The sequence below is a fragment of the Sediminibacterium goheungense genome (assembly GCF_004361915.1).
Taxonomy (GTDB): domain Bacteria; phylum Bacteroidota; class Bacteroidia; order Chitinophagales; family Chitinophagaceae; genus Sediminibacterium; species Sediminibacterium goheungense.
Window position 1 is genome coordinate 776,266 of the sequence record NZ_SNWP01000011.1, and the last position, 17,190, is coordinate 793,455.

The 17,190-nt window shown below is 41.8% G+C and carries 16 protein-coding genes; 8 read left to right on the forward strand and 8 right to left on the reverse strand.

Features of this window, described 5'->3' with window-relative positions; translation table 11 throughout:
• Window positions 1-70 precede the first annotated feature (70 nt).
• The 5 genes from BC659_RS11040 to BC659_RS11060 all read right to left on the reverse strand — a co-directional run bounded on the left by BC659_RS11040 (window position 71) and on the right by BC659_RS11060 (window position 4,978).
• Window positions 71-1,015 (reverse strand): glycosyltransferase family 2 protein, encoded by a 945-nt coding sequence (locus BC659_RS11040; RefSeq protein WP_133474812.1) that lies wholly within the window; start codon window positions 1,013-1,015, stop codon window positions 71-73.
• Window positions 1,015-1,980: a methyltransferase domain-containing protein gene (locus tag BC659_RS11045; protein WP_133474813.1), complete on the reverse strand. Its 966-nt coding sequence runs from the start codon at window positions 1,978-1,980 to the stop codon at window positions 1,015-1,017. Before BC659_RS11045 ends, BC659_RS11040 begins: the two co-directional genes overlap by 1 nt.
• Window positions 1,981-2,042: 62 nt before the next feature.
• The gene (locus BC659_RS11050) at window positions 2,043-3,299 is read right to left on the reverse strand and encodes an MATE family efflux transporter (protein ID WP_133474814.1); all 1,257 of its coding nucleotides are present in this window, start codon (window positions 3,297-3,299) and stop codon (window positions 2,043-2,045) included.
• Window positions 3,300-3,314: 15 nt separating this feature from the next.
• Window positions 3,315-3,983: a hypothetical protein gene (locus BC659_RS11055; RefSeq protein ID WP_133474815.1), complete on the reverse strand. Its 669-nt coding sequence runs from the start codon at window positions 3,981-3,983 to the stop codon at window positions 3,315-3,317.
• Window positions 3,984-4,165: 182 nt separating this feature from the next.
• Window positions 4,166-4,978, reverse strand: a complete 813-nt coding sequence (locus tag BC659_RS11060; RefSeq protein ID WP_133474816.1) for a class I SAM-dependent methyltransferase — start codon at window positions 4,976-4,978, stop codon at window positions 4,166-4,168.
• A gap of 262 nt (window positions 4,979-5,240) precedes the next feature.
• Between BC659_RS11060 and dut the strand changes: the two genes are divergently transcribed.
• The 6 genes from dut to BC659_RS11090 all read left to right on the forward strand — a co-directional run bounded on the left by dut (window position 5,241) and on the right by BC659_RS11090 (window position 12,337).
• The gene (dut, locus tag BC659_RS11065; protein WP_133474817.1) at window positions 5,241-5,690 is read left to right on the forward strand and encodes a dUTP diphosphatase; all 450 of its coding nucleotides are present in this window, start codon (window positions 5,241-5,243) and stop codon (window positions 5,688-5,690) included.
• Window positions 5,691-5,828: 138 nt separating this feature from the next.
• Window positions 5,829-6,716, forward strand: a complete 888-nt coding sequence (gene lolB1 / locus BC659_RS11070; RefSeq protein ID WP_133474818.1) for a lipoprotein insertase outer membrane protein LolB1 — start codon at window positions 5,829-5,831, stop codon at window positions 6,714-6,716.
• A 61-nt stretch (window positions 6,717-6,777) separates the two neighbouring features.
• A complete protein-coding gene (locus BC659_RS11075) occupies window positions 6,778-8,124 on the forward strand; it encodes a murein hydrolase activator EnvC family protein (protein WP_133474819.1) in 1,347 nt (448 codons plus the stop codon).
• Window positions 8,125-8,257: 133 nt separating this feature from the next.
• Entirely contained in the window at window positions 8,258-9,751 is a 1,494-nt protein-coding gene (gene glpK, locus BC659_RS11080; RefSeq protein WP_133474820.1) for a glycerol kinase GlpK, read from the forward strand.
• 223 nt (window positions 9,752-9,974) lie between these two features.
• A complete protein-coding gene (locus BC659_RS11085) occupies window positions 9,975-11,486 on the forward strand; it encodes a glycerol-3-phosphate dehydrogenase/oxidase (protein ID WP_133474821.1) in 1,512 nt (503 codons plus the stop codon).
• A gap of 140 nt (window positions 11,487-11,626) precedes the next feature.
• On the forward strand, window positions 11,627-12,337 hold the full coding sequence (locus BC659_RS11090) for an MIP/aquaporin family protein (protein WP_133474822.1): 711 nt from the start codon (window positions 11,627-11,629) through the stop codon (window positions 12,335-12,337).
• Window positions 12,338-12,569: 232 nt separating this feature from the next.
• On the opposite strand, the gene BC659_RS11095 is transcribed toward BC659_RS11090, so the two are convergent.
• Entirely contained in the window at window positions 12,570-13,640 is a 1,071-nt protein-coding gene (locus BC659_RS11095) for an AI-2E family transporter (RefSeq protein ID WP_133474823.1), read from the reverse strand.
• 331 nt (window positions 13,641-13,971) lie between these two features.
• Here BC659_RS11095 and atpD point away from each other — a divergent pair, with 331 nt between their 5' ends.
• Together atpD and atpC are read left to right on the forward strand one after the other, a co-directional pair.
• Window positions 13,972-15,474, forward strand: a complete 1,503-nt coding sequence (gene atpD, locus BC659_RS11100; RefSeq protein WP_133474824.1) for a F0F1 ATP synthase subunit beta — start codon at window positions 13,972-13,974, stop codon at window positions 15,472-15,474.
• A gap of 138 nt (window positions 15,475-15,612) precedes the next feature.
• The gene (atpC, locus tag BC659_RS11105; RefSeq protein ID WP_133474825.1) at window positions 15,613-15,861 is read left to right on the forward strand and encodes an ATP synthase F1 subunit epsilon; all 249 of its coding nucleotides are present in this window, start codon (window positions 15,613-15,615) and stop codon (window positions 15,859-15,861) included.
• A 54-nt stretch (window positions 15,862-15,915) separates the two neighbouring features.
• Here atpC and BC659_RS11110 read toward each other — a convergent pair whose 3' ends face one another.
• Together BC659_RS11110 and BC659_RS11115 are read right to left on the reverse strand one after the other, a co-directional pair.
• Window positions 15,916-16,551: a PAS domain-containing protein gene (locus BC659_RS11110; protein ID WP_133474826.1), complete on the reverse strand. Its 636-nt coding sequence runs from the start codon at window positions 16,549-16,551 to the stop codon at window positions 15,916-15,918.
• Window positions 16,552-16,632: 81 nt separating this feature from the next.
• A complete protein-coding gene (locus BC659_RS11115) occupies window positions 16,633-17,184 on the reverse strand; it encodes a YqgE/AlgH family protein (RefSeq protein ID WP_133474827.1) in 552 nt (183 codons plus the stop codon).
• Between the last annotated feature and the right edge of the window lie 6 nt (window positions 17,185-17,190).

Genomic DNA, 17,190 nt, shown 5'->3' on the forward strand with positions numbered 1-17,190 from the left:
CATTTTACGACTATCAGGTAATGTCCTAACTCCTAATACCCTTCGACTCCGCTCAGGGCAAGCCTAGTACCTAGTACCCAGTACCCCCCCCACTAATACCATCTTTAATGGCATGCCACATGGCTCTTAGTTTCTGGAACCTGCCACGTGCTGTAAAATAGCCCAGTACCAGCAGGAGATAAAAAAAATTGCAAATGATAACAGTTGGCCAGCAGTACCAGGGTGTATATTTTTTGATGATCCAAAGCCGGTTTCGTTGGTTATAGTAATGCACCATGGGATTTACATAGCCTTCTTTACCAGGTGTTGCCGACTTGTTCGATACACCGGCAATATGGTAGATTACCGACGCCGGATGATAGATAAGTTGATAGTGGAGTTGCTTTATGCGGAAAGACAGATCCACATCTTCACTGTACATGAAAAAATCTTCGGATAGTAATCCGGTTTTGGCCAGTATGGTATTGCGAACAAGAAAAGCACAGCCCGAAAGCCAGTCTACTTCTTTTACCAGAAAATGTCTTTGTTTAGGCAGTTGGTTTTCGCCATCCGTACTGGCAAAGCCTGTCCATTTATTGAAATAAGCACCTCCATTCCATAATAATTTCCGGTTATGATGAAAATGTATTCGTGGTTGAATGGCACCTGCCTTGGGGTGCGACTCCATATAGGTGATGAGGATATGCAGAAAGTCGGGTTCCACAAATGTATCATTATTCAGCATGATGGAATAATCAAACTGTTGTTTTATTGCATACCGTAATCCGATATTATTACCACCTGTAAAGCCCTGATTTGTTTCGGAGGGAAGCAATACCACTTCCGGATGTTGGTTGCGAATTTTTTCACATGACCCATCTTTCGAACCATTGTCTACTACAATAACCCTATAGTTAGTATAGTTGAGTTGTTTGAGTGATGTAAGACAGTCATTCGTTACATCAAAACTTTTCCAATTCACGAGTATGATGGCAACCGATGGTAAAGCTTCTTGTGACTGATTAACTGTATGCATCAGGAACGATATCCTTTATATTGTTGAAGCAATACATGATCTGGTAACACATACCCCGTTTTCTTAACACCTATGAAATAAAGTCCGCAGGCACCATCGCAGGCTCCTTTGTTATGATTGAGTAAGTAATCGAAGTATTTCAACCAGAATACAAAAAAGCTTGAGCCATAGCTGATGATACGATCTATGGTTTTATTAAACGCAAAGGAAAGAAAGAAATAACGTAGCGACCATGCGAGTGATGAACCTGGTCCTGCCACGAGCCCGCGATCAATTTCTTCAAAGTTTCTGAATAATCGTCGATGGCCGAGATCAGTAAAACGATGGAAATCATATTTGCCTCCATGCACTTGTTGCATAAAAGGTGTTTCAGCATATACGATGCCATTTTCATTCAGCACCCTTTCTATCTCTTTCACACATTGAAAAGGGTCCAGCACATGCTCGAGTACCGCTTGTACAATCACCAAATCGAATGTATTGGCATCAAATGGAATATGGTGGGCATCGAAAATGATATTGGTATTCGGACCCTGAGCCACATCTGACTCTACCATGATGGTTTGTTGTGGTAATTGTTGTTTCAGTATCGACATGCCAGTACCATCAATGCTTCCCCCGATTACTAATATTCGGGGAGATTCAATGTTGCGCAAGCGATCTGCAATTTTTGCGTAGTTGATTTTACTGGTATAATTCAGCGTAACATCGGGCCGTAATTTTCTCAGAAAGTTAATGACCGGGTTTTTGCTGTTACCAAAAAAAATAGCAGGAGCCTCTGGTGTGTTGAAATCTTCCTGTTGAAATACCTCATTTTTATTACTGATGAAAACAGGTACCCCATAATAAATGGGGTAAGTAATGTTACAGCTATGGTTGGTACATTGGAAATGATCCTGTTGCAGAGAAACTTTGGCACCACATTCCGGACAATTCAGTAAATGTTCAAAAGAGTGAAAACGCATTCAAAAGGTTTTAAGGTAACTGCTTAGGTCAAAAGTAAGTTATAAGTATCACCTAAAAAAAGTCAGTACAGACGATTGCTTTTGCGTATAAAATACAGGTATAAGGGAATGCTGCTACATTCGATGAGGAGCAGGTATAGGCCAAATAAGCCGGGGTTGTGCAGGCTGAGCAGTATTTGTGCAAAAATAACGGCCATCATGAGCAGTAATACAGCAATGATAAAAATGTATTTATACTGGTGCCTGATGAGCAGATCGGCAACATTCAATGAATTTAATGCGGCTATGAATGGTACGAGTGCTACATATTGCAAATACACGGCAGCGAGGGTATTTGACTCAGGTGCAATGATACGGATAATGGTATCGGGAAAACAAAATATAACCAGTGCAATCGTAAGAAATACAATACTGATCAGATAGCTTAGTTTTCTTTTCATTTGTTGCCAGGCTCCCGGTGATTGCTGATATTGTACGGCTGCTCTGGGATAAATGGTGTTGAAGAAAGAAATGATGAGCATTCGAAACGACCAGATAATTTTATCTATTAGCGAATAAGCCGCCAATACAATACCGTCGCCCATGCCAGATACGATAAAAAGAAAATACGACTGCTGCAACTGCACGCAGGCATTGTTGCCTGTAAGGTAAAAATTGGTTTTCAGGTACCTTATGAGCTCCGCTGTTGATACAGAGAAATGAAACAGACGATATTTTCTGATGATATAAAAAATGAGGAAAATATTAGCGAGTACACCCGGTATGCCTATCAGAAAATTTACCCAGATACCTTCTTTGCTGCTGGTAATCAAAAAAATGATGAGTAGTGCCGAAATGATTTTTGCGATAAGATTGGTGAGGTTGTACAAAAACAATTGCTGCATACCTACAAAGAAGAAAAAGGGGCTGAGCATTTCTGACAGGATAATGGTGTTGGCAGAAAGGAAATGACGATAATGCCCTGGGGATAAAAAATAAATGCCTATCAATAGCAAAAAGGAGAATACTAAGAGTAGGCCCCTGGTATAGTAAATACTAAAGAATGTTTGAGACAAGGCGGTAGGTGCGGTACGGTGTAATGCCACATCTTTTACACCAGATTGGTTGCTGCCATAGTTGATGAGAATAGATACCATGGCAGCATAGGAACCTGCTACTGCTATCTGACCAAATTCAATAAGTCCTGCTTTGTGTGCAATGATGGGGATCAATAAGATCTGCGCCAGAACATTGGCTGCCTGTAAAAAACTGAGGTTCGCAAAGTTTACAATTACCGACCGGTTTTTAACAAGTGACAGATATATCTTTTGAATGGGCATTGTAAGGATCGATCATTATTGATACATGGCTGCGATGATGCTGAGATTGTCGATTGACCAGCTTTTCAAACAAAGGCTGTTGAATGGCTGAAGCACATCACTCAGTTCGAGCACGAGTCCACCGGTATGTCCTGTGGTGTATTCAATCTTATAATGGGTAGTGCCCTTGTTATTTCCGGCATTGGCACACACGCCTGGAAGGGTACCCCATGAATTGCTCAGAGGTGGGTTGTTAAAGACGGTGGTGCCATAATCGTTGGGAAATGACTGTGGCTGCGTTCCATTTGAAAAAGTAGTAAGGTGCACGATCATGCCATTGATCGTCATTTTCCATAAATCGGGTAACGTAGAACCTGCTGGTATCAGGTTGCCATCCCATTTATCGTGCACATAGAGATCAAATTCAACTTTCAGGATATTGTGTTCAGGTAAAGTATCCAGTTTCAATTGGGCCAATACGCTGTTGAATCTACCCAATACCTTGTTATTGTTCAGGTAGCTGGTAATCTTCGTTGAATCTACCCTGCCATAAATATTGTAAAAAGTGAACCCATGGGCTGAATCTCTTTCAAAGTCGTTCTTGTATACCACATTTTTGAGTGGAATATTCTTAAAGCATCCACTGAGGAAGGGGTACAGGCAAATACACAGTACAAATAACCATTTGCCTGTTTGTTTTTTCATGTTACGTATGCCTGTGTTTATCATATGATAACAAAAATAGGTGGTTTCAGGGGTTAGTTGATAAAATTATAGGTGCTTACATAGGAAGTTTTTTGCAGGGAGAAGGGAAGAAGGGGAGATGTGCTGACTTAGTAATGTTAAATATCAACAGTACTAAGTATGCTGGTTGGTAATTTAATTATTTAGTAATTCGGGGTATCTATTTTCCAGGGCTTTGATTTATCTACCTGAACGATGACTTCCATGGCTTCTCTGAAAAAGGGTATTTTATTACTGATGGCGATAAGGAGATTGCGGCCATAGCTGCCCAATGAGCCACTGTTTTCTATGGGTTTATAAACGAACTTGGCTATCGACAGTCGAAAGCCGTCATTCATTTTTGCAAAGTAAGTTGCTACTTCACTTGATGAGTATTCTTTCCAGTGATGTCCATAAGAGACCGTTGTAAAAACAGCGTTTACATCCATTCCAATAGACTTGCCCCTGAGTGCATTGATAATGGTTTTGGTAATAGAGTAAAAATTAATGGAATTCGGCGTGGTGATATAAATATTTCCGGAATCTTTGATGATTTGGAAAATCTTTTTCCAGAAAGCAATCGGATTGAATGTGATATGTTCAAATATTTCTGTGAACAGAATGAGATCAAATTCATCTTTTTGGTCGCTGAGGGTGGGTAGTCGCTCCAATTGATTTTCTACCAGTGGCGTGAGTTGATGGTCGGAGGCTCTTTTGCGAATATAATCCAGTTCCCAAAATTCACTTACATCCATAGATACCACTTCATATCCCATAAAACTCAACAGCAGCGATGAGTGCAGATAATGGCTTCCTATATCGAGTACTTTACTACCAGCAGGTACGATACGGCTCACCGTTTCGCCCATTTTCCGAAAACGCTTTCTGTGGTAATTAAAATAAATGATATCGTTCGAAATACCCGATGCCAGTACAACTTTTTCTATTTTAGAGAGTGCTTCTTCAACCTGCTGCATGTAGCTGTTCTGCGTTTGAATGATAGATTCTACAAAGATAACATATATTACCAAAAAGAATGTCGGATGGCTGATGTCGGATTTGATGGAAGATGGCAGATCTCAGATCTTTGACTTCTTGATCTTTGATTTCTTGAATTAAGTAAAGATTTTGAATCTAACGTAAATTGGCTAAAACCTAGTACCTAGCACCCAGCACCCTTGCCCTGGGCAAGCCTGCCTAATTGCTCATAATTTGCTCACATTTAGTAATTTTGCACTTATGTCAGATAAGCCGATACAGGTAAGTATTGTAAACAAGTCGAATAACCCCTTACCTGATTACGCTACCTCCGGATCTTCCGGTGTTGATATCAGGGCTCATCTGGAGCATCCTGTAACACTACTGCCTTCTGAGCGCACATTGATTCCTACTGGTCTATTCGTAGCCATTCCCAGGGGCTATGAAATACAGATACGTCCGCGTAGCGGACTAGCGATTAAACAGGGTATTACATGTTTAAATACCCCGGGAACCATTGATGCAGACTACAGAGGTGAAATAAAAGTGATCCTGATCAATCTTTCTACCGAGGCACAAACCATTCAGCCCGGCGATCGGATTGCACAAATGGTATTGCAGAAAATAGAACAGCTGCAATGGCAGGCAGTAGAAACACTGGATACCACAGAAAGAGGCACGGGGGGATTTGGAAGCACAGGAAAGGTATGATGGAGGATGTCAGATGGCAGATGTCGGATTTGGAATGGTACGGGTGGTACAATAACTACTACAAAAGAGCTTGAAGCTTGTGGCCTGAAGCTTGTAGCTAATGGCAAATAGCTTTCTTCTAACAATCAATTACAAAGAATGAACTTGAAAATAGCAAACCTTTATACAACAATAGCAGCTGGTAGCTCATGGCTCATAGCTCATAGCTCGAAGCTTGTGGCTTTTAGCTTCCTCCTCTTCTCCTGCAAAACCGTTAAAAAAGTAGAGCAAATTCAGGAAGCCATTACTAAGAAAGATACAGCCCAGGTAGTGGTGATTAAAGAAACACCTGTAGTAGATTCAGCAGCTATAGTGGCAGATATTATGGGTAAGGTGGCGAAGAATAAAATTGATTTCAACACTTTTAATGCCAAGATAAAAGTAGATTATACAGGTGCTGAAAAAAATGATAATTATACGGTTTACCTGAGCATGCGCAAGGATAGCATCATCATTATCCGGGTAAAAGGTTCTTTTCTGGGTATATCTGCAGAAGGACTTCAGCTGAAAATTAATAAAGACAGCCTGACACTGGTACGAAAAGTGGGGGAGAAATATGTGATGAACCGTTCTATCAGTTATCTCCAGGAAGTAACTGAAATACCTTTCGATTTTGCCACTTTACAGGATATGCTGATTGGTAACCCCATTTTTATGAGCAATAACCTGGTTTCCTATAAAAACAGCAATTCTCAGTTATTGGTAGTGATGGTGGGCGAATTGTTCAAACACCTCATTAACCTCGATAAGACCGATAACAGGGTACTCTACAGTAAACTCGATGATGTGGATGTGCAGCGCAACAGAACCTGCGATATTACTTTCAGCAATTACCAGCCTCTGGGTACTTATTTATTCGCGGCTAACCGCAAAATTTCGATGGCAGAGAAGTCGAAACTCGATATTTCCCTTGATTTCAAAGAATTTACGTTAAATGATCCGTTAAAATACAATTTCGATCCACCAAAAAACTACAAGCGTAAGTAATTTACCACTAATTTATTCGTTATATAGCTTGTTAATCTGACTTTGGTCCAAAATTGTTGTCATGTTCAAATTCCTTTTTTGCTTTCTAGTATCCTGTACGCTCGTATTTACTGCCTATGCGCAGCAATCTCGCGAAGAGTTACAGAAACAGGAACAGGACCTGAAAAAAGAACTGGCAGAACTGAATCAGTTACTTTCCCAGACCCAAAAAAATAAAAAACTTTCATTGAGTCAGCTGGCACTTATTAAACGCAAAGTAGCCATGCGAGAACAACTGGTAAATTCTATTAACCGTCAGATCAGGGACCTTGATAACACCATTTTCCTCAATGAAAGAGATATTTACCGCCTTAGAAGAGAGTTGGATACTCTGCGTGTGAAATATGCCAAGAGTATTGTTTTTGCCTATAAAAACAGGAGCAGCTACGAATACCTCAACTTTATTTTTTCTTCAAAGAGCTTTAATGATGCGATTAAACGGATCACATATTTAAAAAGCTACCGTCAGAACAGGGAGACCCAGGCAGATGCTATTATTCAGTCTGAAAAACTACTTACTACCAAAATAGAAGTATTAAGCAGCAATAAAAAAGAACGACTTACCACACTCGAAAAACAGAGTGAGCAGCTGAAAGTATTACAGGATGATAAAAAAGCACAGGATCAGGTAGTGGCTCAGTTGAAAGGAAAAGAAAAGGAATTGTCTGTGCAGATACAGAACAAAGAAAAGCAGCGCCAGAAAATGCAACAGGCTGTTATGGCCATCATCAGAAGAGAAGCAGATGAAGCTGCCAAAAGAGCCAAACTAAAAGCTGCCGAAGATGCCAAAAAAGCGGCAGCCAATAATACGAAACCTGTAGACGCCAATGCAGGAAAAACAAATGCTGCTGGCAACACCACAAAAAATCCGTCTGTAAATGAACCACTGGTTTCAAAACCGGTTGCCGACAGGCCTTATACCCCATTAGAGTCAACACCTGAGGGAAGGGAAACATCTATCCAGTTCGAACAGAACAAGGGGCGTTTACCCTGGCCCGTTGATAAAGGAAATGTATATGTACCTTTTGGTATTTCCACCGTTCCCGGTACAAAAATTACCCAGAAAAGTGATGGCATACAGATTGCCTTACCAGAAGGCTCAGCCGTAAAAAGTGTGGCTGATGGTGAAGTGGTGTATGCCAGTGAAGTAAACGGTGATCAGGTGGTGCTTGTAAGGCACGGTAAGTACTTTACCTCCTATAATCAGTTATCGAGTATTTCTGTATCTCTTGGACAACAGGTAAAAGCCGGCTCTGTTATTGGCCGATCAGGCAAAAGTATAGATGGAGAAGGCGCCATTATCTTCGTTATCAACAACGAAAAAGGCGTTCCGATGAACCCGGAGCTATGGCTCAAACCACGGAGATAGATAATTTGAAAATGTGCTAATTTGAAAATGAAGATTGCTAGCTCTTTAGATTGATTATTAGAAAAGTTAGCGAAAGATTTCTATTTTCAAATTAGCACATTTTCAAATTTTCAAATTCATCCTATCTTACAGCATGCAACAATACATCCTCTCCTTCGATCAAGGTACAACCAGTAGCCGGGCGATTGTGTTTGATAGGGCTGGTGCCATTTGTGCAGTAGCACAGAAAGAGTTCAGACAAATTTTCCCGCAACCGGGGTGGGTTGAACATGATGCCAATGAAATATGGAGCACACAACTGGGTGTTGCGGCAGAAGCCATTACCAAGGCCGGACTTACCGTGCAGCATATTGCGGCTATCGGTATTACCAATCAGCGTGAAACAACAGTGGTGTGGGATAAGGCAACCGGGCAACCCATTCATCATGCCATTGTTTGGCAGGATAGGAGAACGGCTTCTTTTTGTGATGAGCTGAAAGCAGCAGGTAAGGCGGGAATGATCCAGGAAAAAACCGGCCTGATTATCGATGCCTATTTTTCTGCTACTAAAATCAGGTGGATACTGGATCACGTACCGGGAGCAAGAGAAAGGGCCGAAAACGGAGAGCTTTGTTTTGGTACCATCGATACCTGGCTTTTATGGAAACTAACCAATGGAAAAGTACATGCCACCGATGTGTCCAATGCATCGCGTACAATGTTATTCAATATTCATTCTCTTGCCTGGGACAATGATTTACTGGAACTGTTTCAGGTTCCCCGCTATATGCTTCCTGAAGTTAAAAGCAGTAGTGAAATATATGGATATACACAGCATATACTTACTGCACATAATATTCCTATTGCGGGTATAGCCGGTGACCAGCAGGCAGCTTTATTTGGTCAGCTTTGTACACAACCGGGGATGGTAAAGAATACCTATGGTACCGGTTGTTTTATGTTGATGAATACAGGTGAGAAAGCCGTTCCTTCTTCTAATCAATTGCTTACTACCATTGCCTGGAAGATAAAAGGTGTTACCCATTATGCCCTGGAAGGAAGTGTGTTTATTGCCGGCGCGGTGGTGCAATGGTTAAGAGATGGGTTGGGTATCATCAGACAATCTGCCGAGGTAGAAACATTGGCAGCATCGGTTACAAATAGTGAAGGAGTATATGTAGTACCTGCTTTTGCAGGACTGGGCGCACCATACTGGAACCAGCATGCAAGGGGTACCATCACCGGTATTACAAGAGGCACCACTGCGGCACACCTGGCGAGGGCCTCATTAGATAGTATTGCGTACCAGACCATGGATGTATTAAAAGCCATGGAAGCAGATGCAGGTATTGAAATCAAAGAATTAAGGGTAGATGGTGGCGCAACGGCCAATAATTTGCTGATGCAGTTTCAAAGTGATGTATTGAATACCAAAGTAGTTCGTCCAACGATTGTAGAAACCACCGCATTGGGTGCTGCTTACCTGGCCGGTCTGGCAGTAGGTTATTGGACAAGTGTAGAAGATATTCAGCAACAATGGCAGATTGACCGTTCTTTTCAGCCTGAGATGTCTGCAGCAGAAAGAGAACAACTGGCAAATGGCTGGAAAAGAGCAGTAGGCGCAGCAGAATATGGAACGGTAGGGTAGAGAGGTGCTGGGCCTGCCCAGAGCGTAGTCGAAGGTTACTGGTTGCTAGGTACTAGGGTTGAGGTTTTAGGCTTTAGCCAATTTGCGGTACATTCGAAATTTTTACTTAATTCAAGCATTCATAAATCAGGAAATCAAAGATATTAGATCTGAGATCTGACATTAAATCCGACATCAGCGATCAGACATCAGACATACATCTGCCATCTGACATCCATCAATCATGAACCGCACTACTCAATTGCAACAATTACAGGAAACCATCCAGTGGGATATGGTGGTGATTGGTGGTGGGGCCACAGGATTGGGTATTGCTGTAGATGCTGCATCAAGAGGGTATAAAATATTATTGATAGAACAGGCAGATTTTGGAAAAGGCACATCCAGCAGGTCTACCAAACTAGTGCATGGCGGTGTTCGTTACCTTGAACATGGAAATATTAAACTGGTAAAAGAAGCCTTGCGTGAGCGGGGATGGCTCTTAAAAAATGCACCACATCTTACCTCTGTGCAGGCTTTTATAATTCCGGTGAGAAGGTTCTGGCAAAAATGGTATTACGGACTTGGACTGCGGTTCTATGATTTGTTATCTGGAAAACTCTCACTCGGACAAACCCGGTTATTATCAGCTAAAGAAACTACAGAACTGTTACCTGCATTGGATGCGAATAAAGTGAAAGGGGGAATTTTATATTATGATGGACAGTTCGATGATAGCAGGTTGTGTATAGACCTGGCTGCCACAGCGGTTTTACATGGTGCTACACTGGTGAACTATTGTAAAGTAACCGGACTGGTAAAAGAAAAGAAAAAGATAACCGGTGTACAACTGCAGTTACATAACAGTGATGAAGTGTTTGAGGTAAAAACAAAATCAGTAATCAATGCAACAGGTGTGTTTACCGATCGTATTTTACAAATGGATGATCCTTCTGCAGAACGGATGGTTGACCCCTCCCAGGGTATTCATTTGGTGGTAGATAAAAAATACTTCCCTGGAACCCATGCTTTGATGATTCCAAAAACAGATGATAAACGTGTGCTGTTTGCGGTACCTTGGCTCAATAAAGTAGTGATAGGCACCACGGATACGCCTGTTGATGATATACTGGATGAACCATTGGTATTGGAAGATGAAGTAGACTATATTCTCGAACATATTAACCGATATGTTTCACCGGCCATAGATCGCTCTTCTATTTTATCTGTTTTTGCCGGACTGCGACCGCTGGTGCGTTCGAAAGAAGGAAAAAGTACGGCTTTATTATCGCGAGATCATACCATTATGGGATCTGCCAGTGGGCTTGTTACCATAACAGGTGGTAAGTGGACCACCTATCGTAAAATGGCACAGGAAGCAGTAGACAATGCCGTTTTTATTTCGAAACAGGATAAGCGTTTATGTGTTACCAAAAATCTGCCGATTGGTGATCCGCTGGCCGTGCGTCAGAAAAAAGAAAACATGATCAAAGAAAAGCCTGAACTTGATCAGTTACTCCATCCTGATTTTACATACAAATGTGTGGATGTAGTGTATGCTGTGGAACAGGAAATGGCTATTACAGTAGAGGATGTTCTGGCCAGAAGAACCAGGATACTTTTTCTGGATGCGAAGGCAGCCATGGATTGTGCAGATAAGGTAATAAACATCATGCAGGAGCTATTACAGGAATCCGCAGTTTGGGCAGCAGAACAAAAAAAAGCATTTATGGAACTGGCGGAGGGATATCTTTGAGAGAAAATGTCTGATGTCTGATCGCAGATTTTTTGATCTTTGATCTTTTGATTTATGATTAGAGCGCATGGTATTAAATTTTATGCAAATTGGCTAATAGCTAAAAGCTAGTAGCTAATAGCTTTCTTAAAACAATTGCTATGTCAATATTTCTGGCTGAATTAATCGGAACTGCGGTATTGATTATTATTGGAAACGGGGTGGTGGCCAATGTGGTGCTGCCTAAAACAAAGGGGCATGGTGGAGGATTGCTGGCCATATGTTTTGGCTGGGCACTGGCCGTATTTATTGCGGTGTATATGACCGGTTCGGTAAGTGGTGCACACCTGAATAGTGCAGTGACCATTGCATTGGCAGTTGCCGGTAAATTTTCATGGAGTGACGTGCCTCTGTATTTAACAGCACAGTTATTGGGTGCCATGCTAGGTGCTTTTTTTGTGTGGCTTACCTATCGCCAGCATTTTGATGCATCTGAAGATGCTTCCATGAAACTGGCTTCATTCTGTACCGGTCCTTCCATCAGCAATCCATTGCAGAATTTATTAACAGAAACGATCGCTACTGCTGTTTTTATTTTAGGTGTATTATTTATTACCAAAGCCGATGCAAGTCTTGGTTCACTGGATGCATTGCCCGTAGCGTTACTGGTGATGGGTATTGGTTTAGGACTGGGTGGTCCAACGGGCTGGGCCATTAATCCTGCCCGTGATCTTGGTCCCCGTATTATGCATGCCTTGCTGCCCATAAAAAATAAAGGCGGTAGTAACTGGTCGTACAGTTGGGTACCGGTGCTGGGCCCGGTGATAGGGGCCTGTCTGGCGGTGTTTGTTTATCAGCTGTTGATGGGGTAGAGGGGGACTGGGTGCTAGGTTTTAGGTGTTAGCCAATTAGCGGTAAATGCAATATCATGCGCACTAATCCAAAATCAAAAGATATGATATCTGATATCTGACATCTGACATCAAATCAGCCATTAAAGCTACTAGCTTCTAGCCAATTAGCGTACCATTTATTCTTATCTACACTTTTTAAAAATCCGACATCCGCCATCAGACATCTGCGATCTTACATCTGCCATTTGCTCTATTTCCGCAGAAACGGCAGGTTGAAGTAGTTGTTTTGTATTTTACGTTTGCGTTGTTTGGCTGGGCGCTGGTATTCCTGGTAATAGATTCTCAGAAGGATAATAAAATAGGAGATAAGCAGTGGGCCGAAAATTAATCCGGTGATACCGAAATAATGCAGACCTATGATTACCCCCAGGACGGTAATAACGGGATGTACATCAGCCATTTTTTTAGCCAACAGAAAACGAACCACATTATCCATGCTGCTTAATACAACGGCACCCCAAATGAATAAAAATATACCTTGCCAGTTTTGTCCGATCACCAGCAGATAAATACCTGCCGGTATCCAGACAAGTCCTGTTCCTACAATTGGAATCACCGAAGCAAAGCCAACCACCACCGACCAGAAGCCGGGATCGGTCATACCTGTAATTAAAAATGCGATGTAGGCAAAAAGTCCCTGAATCACTGCAATAAGGGGGAGTCCAACCGCATTGCTAAAAGTTTGCGCCCGGAGTTCCTTGCCAAAAAGAGCTACCTGACTTCTTTTGAAAGGAAGGAAAAGGTAGATCGAGGCTTCCATGCGACTTGCGTTCATAATCATAAAATACAGAAAGAAATACATCATAATCATAGAGCTGAAAAGATTGGCACCCTGTGTTAATGCGGAGGATACAAAGTTGGTGACATATACCTGTAATTTTCCTAAATTCTGTGCCGAGAGCAAACTGAATTGAATCTCTTTTTTCAAAAAATTATCGAGCTGCGTAAGTGGTTCTGTTACGGCTGAAAAATTAGTAGCCACCGTGGCTATTTCCTGGTACATCATGGTGCTGAGTACAGTAATCGGCAACAATATGATAAAGAAAGAACTGAAAATGACCAGAATAGCGGCCCATGACCGACGCCAGTTTTTTTTCTTTACCAGCCATTCCACAGGTTTCTTACTTAGCACGTAAAACATGATGGCAGCCAGAAAAGCTGTAAAAAAGGCCATCAGGCTGTAAATAAGAAATGAACCGATGATCAGTATGAAAACCAGAAAAATCAATCGATTTACTTTATGGTCGGGGCTATTTTGCATGGGGCTAATTTATAATATATTGTGGCTTCCGGTTGTTAAAATACGGTTTTACCAGCAAGCTGCAAGCTACAAGCGACAAGCTGCAAGTTTCAAGCCCCAGGCTTTGCGTTGTTGTTAAGGATACCCATCATCACATTCTCGGATATACCCTGCTAGTAGCTTGCAGCTCGCAGCTTGTGGCTTACTGCTACGCCCTTTTTCTGCAGTTAAAATTTAGTTGATGGATTTGCCATTTTTTAGGGCACATCCCCTTACCTTTGCCGCCAAATCGGAAAACCTGTTTTCCGGGCCCGAAAGGGTACATTTTTAAAACCTAATTATATCTCCTGATATGGCTACAAAAGGTAAGATCAAACAGATCATCGGCGCGGTGGTTGACGTTCATTTTCCTGATAAAACTTTGCCTGAAATCTACAATGCGCTTGAGATTTCAAAAGAAAATGGTGAAAAACTGGTTCTTGAAGTGCAGCAGCACCTCGGAGAAGACAGCGTTCGAACCATCGCGATGGATGGTACCGAAGGTTTGGTACGTGGAATGGATGTAACTGATACCGGTAAAGCAATTGCCATGCCAACAGGTGATGGTATCAACGGACGTCTCTTTAATGTAACCGGTGATGCTATTGACGGTTTACCACAGGTAAGCAAAGCCAATGGCCGTCCCATTCACAATAAACCACCCTTGTTTGAAAACCTGAGTACTGCAACAGAAGTACTGTTTACAGGTATCAAAGTAATCGACCTGATTGAGCCTTATGCAAAAGGTGGTAAAATCGGTTTGTTCGGTGGTGCGGGTGTAGGTAAAACCGTATTGATCCAGGAGCTGATCAACAATATTGCAAAAGGATATGGTGGTTTGTCTGTATTTGCTGGTGTAGGTGAGCGTACCCGTGAAGGAAATGATCTGCTGCGTGAAATGATTGAAGCAGGTATCATGAAATATGGTGATGCCTTTAAACATAGTATGGAAGAAGGTGGCTGGGATCTGAGTAAAGTGGATATGGAAGGATTGAAAGATTCAAAAGCTACATTCGTATTCGGTCAGATGAACGAACCTCCCGGAGCCCGTGCCCGCGTGGCCCTTTCTGGTCTGACCATCGCCGAATATTTCCGTGATGGAGATGGTACCGGTAAAGGAAAAGATATCCTGTTCTTCGTAGATAATATCTTCCGTTTCACACAGGCTGGTTCTGAGGTATCGGCCCTGTTGGGTCGTATGCCATCAGCGGTAGGTTACCAACCTACACTGGCTACTGAAATGGGTCTGATGCAGGAGCGCATCACTTCAACCAAAAATGGTTCTATTACCTCTGTACAGGCGGTATATGTACCTGCGGATGACTTGACTGACCCCGCTCCGGCTACTACATTTGCCCACCTCGATGCTACAACGGTATTGAGTCGTAAGATTGCTGACTTAGGTATTTACCCTGCAGTAGATCCACTGGATTCTACTTCAAGGATCCTTACGCCAGCCATTGTTGGTGAAGCACATTATGAAACTGCGAACCGTGTGAAACTGATTCTTCAGCGTTACAAGGAACTTCAGGATATCATTGCCATCCTGGGTATGGATGAACTGAGTGAAGAAGATAAAATGACCGTTCAGCGCGCACGTAAAGTACAGCGTTTCCTGAGTCAGCCATTCCATGTGGCTGAACAGTTCACAGGTCTGAAAGGCGTATTCGTAAGCATCGAAGATACCATCCGTGGTTTCAATTCTATTATGGATGGTGAAGTGGATGAATATCCAGAAGCGGCCTTTAACCTGGTAGGAACACTGGAAGATGCGATTGAAAAAGGAAAGAAACTGTTAGAAGCAGCGAAGGGATAGATTTAATTTGAAAATTTGGGAACTTGTCCGCCTTAGGCGGATGAAAATGAAGCAGGTCTTTATTTTCGAATTTTCTACTAAACAATATTCAGGCCTCCCAATTTTCAAATTTTCAAATTTTCAAATTTTCAAATTAACATGACACTCGAAATACTAACACCCGAAAAAAAACTCTACAGCGGAGAAGTATATGGTATTCAGTTACCTGGTATTACCGGTTTGTTTGAAGTACTCGATCAGCACGCGCCATTGGTAAGTGCTTTGGGTAAGGGTAATGTAAAAATACTAAAAGACAAAACGAATACCGAGCAGTACAGTATCCAGAGTGGTTTTGTAGAAGTATTGAATAATAAGGTTACTGTATTGGTAGAAGGGGTGACCGCATAGTTTTCACCAATTACAAATATTTTAAAATAGCCTATGTTTATTGCATAGGCTATTTTATTTTTCACTTTCTCTTGTTCGTTGTATGATTTCCTTGATAATTATGTCCAGTTCTTCAGAAGAAGATTTAAGAAGTTCCAATAATTGATGATGATGTAAATCAACCTGATTGATATCAATGAGGTTGATCAACCCTAAAATATTGGCTACCGGTTTGCGAATCTCATGCGATTGCATCCAGGCTATTTTTTTTAGTTGCTCATTTTTGTGTACCAATTCTTCCTGTAATAACTGTTGCTCTGTAATATCGTGGTTAATACCAATTAACCTGATTGGTTGGTTGAGCAGGTTTCTGATGCATTTTACATTTCCGGCTATAATTCTTTCGACCCCATCAGGTCTGATAATTCGAAATTGTGCAGAAAGAGGCGCTTCGGTACTTATGATTTCGTCCATGGCTTTCTCAGCACCCGGAAGGTCTTCAGGATGCACCCGGGATCTGAAATCGTCCATCTGATGGTGAAAATCTTCTTTCTTTACACCATAGATATCATGCATTTTATTGTCCCAGATAAGCCTGTTATGCAGGAAATCGAATTCCCACACCCCAAAATTCAGTAAATGAGATGCCAGCAGAAGCCTTTCTGCCTCTGAAAAAAAGAAGTTATAAATATGCGGCTCAGGTTTGTTCAAGTAACTATTTCAGTAAAAAGATAGTACATCTTATTGGTAATACTTCTTTTTGGGGAACAAAAATGATCCGAGCAGTATGTTTTAATTTAGCTGAGGATCAATAGGATAGTGAACCATCTGGCTATATTCACCACCAAGGTCAGCCAAAGCTTTTTTCCAGATGGCAGAGGGTTCTGTATGAAAAACGAGTTGCTGGTTAGCCTGACGGATAATCCAGCTCTTCTCATCCAGTTCTCCTTGTAACTGCCGCTCACCCCAGCCACTGTATCCTATAAAAAATCGGATTTCACCCGACGCTAATTCCTTTTGCTGTAACAGGGAAATTACATTAGAAAAATCACCTCCCCAGTATACATGGTCAATGATTTTTATGCTATCGGAAATGAGATCGGGCCTGCTATGCAGGAAATGTAAACTATCTTTTTGTACGGGGCCCCCTTTCCATAAAGGAACCCTGAGACCGATGGCTTCAGGCATCACATCCTCCAGTGTAATGCCCAGAGGTTTATTCAATACAAAACCAAAACTACCTTCGTTCTGATGCTCACATAAAAGCACTACTGTTCGCAGAAAATTGGGGTCCTTGAGAAAGGGATCAGATATGAGTAATATGCCAGGCTGTAAGAGATCCATAATGAA

Coding starts and splice junctions, on each gene's coding strand:
- BC659_RS11050 (WP_133474814.1), bottom strand. CDS start 3,299: ATGCCCATTCAAAAGATATATCTGTCACTTGTTAAAAACCGGTCGGTA.
- BC659_RS11095 (WP_133474823.1), bottom strand. CDS start 13,640: ATGCAAAATAGCCCCGACCATAAAGTAAATCGATTGATTTTTCTGGTT.
- atpD (WP_133474824.1), top strand. CDS start 13,972: ATGGCTACAAAAGGTAAGATCAAACAGATCATCGGCGCGGTGGTTGAC.
- glpK (WP_133474820.1), top strand. CDS start 8,258: ATGCAACAATACATCCTCTCCTTCGATCAAGGTACAACCAGTAGCCGG.
- BC659_RS11075 (WP_133474819.1), top strand. CDS start 6,778: ATGTTCAAATTCCTTTTTTGCTTTCTAGTATCCTGTACGCTCGTATTT.
- BC659_RS11060 (WP_133474816.1), bottom strand. CDS start 4,978: ATGCAGCAGGTTGAAGAAGCACTCTCTAAAATAGAAAAAGTTGTACTG.
- BC659_RS11115 (WP_133474827.1), bottom strand. CDS start 17,184: ATGGATCTCTTACAGCCTGGCATATTACTCATATCTGATCCCTTTCTC.
- dut (WP_133474817.1), top strand. CDS start 5,241: ATGTCAGATAAGCCGATACAGGTAAGTATTGTAAACAAGTCGAATAAC.
- BC659_RS11085 (WP_133474821.1), top strand. CDS start 9,975: ATGAACCGCACTACTCAATTGCAACAATTACAGGAAACCATCCAGTGG.
- BC659_RS11045 (WP_133474813.1), bottom strand. CDS start 1,980: ATGCGTTTTCACTCTTTTGAACATTTACTGAATTGTCCGGAATGTGGT.
- BC659_RS11090 (WP_133474822.1), top strand. CDS start 11,627: ATGTCAATATTTCTGGCTGAATTAATCGGAACTGCGGTATTGATTATT.
- BC659_RS11040 (WP_133474812.1), bottom strand. CDS start 1,015: ATGCATACAGTTAATCAGTCACAAGAAGCTTTACCATCGGTTGCCATC.
- lolB1 (WP_133474818.1), top strand. CDS start 5,829: ATGAACTTGAAAATAGCAAACCTTTATACAACAATAGCAGCTGGTAGC.
- atpC (WP_133474825.1), top strand. CDS start 15,613: ATGACACTCGAAATACTAACACCCGAAAAAAAACTCTACAGCGGAGAA.
- BC659_RS11055 (WP_133474815.1), bottom strand. CDS start 3,983: ATGAAAAAACAAACAGGCAAATGGTTATTTGTACTGTGTATTTGCCTG.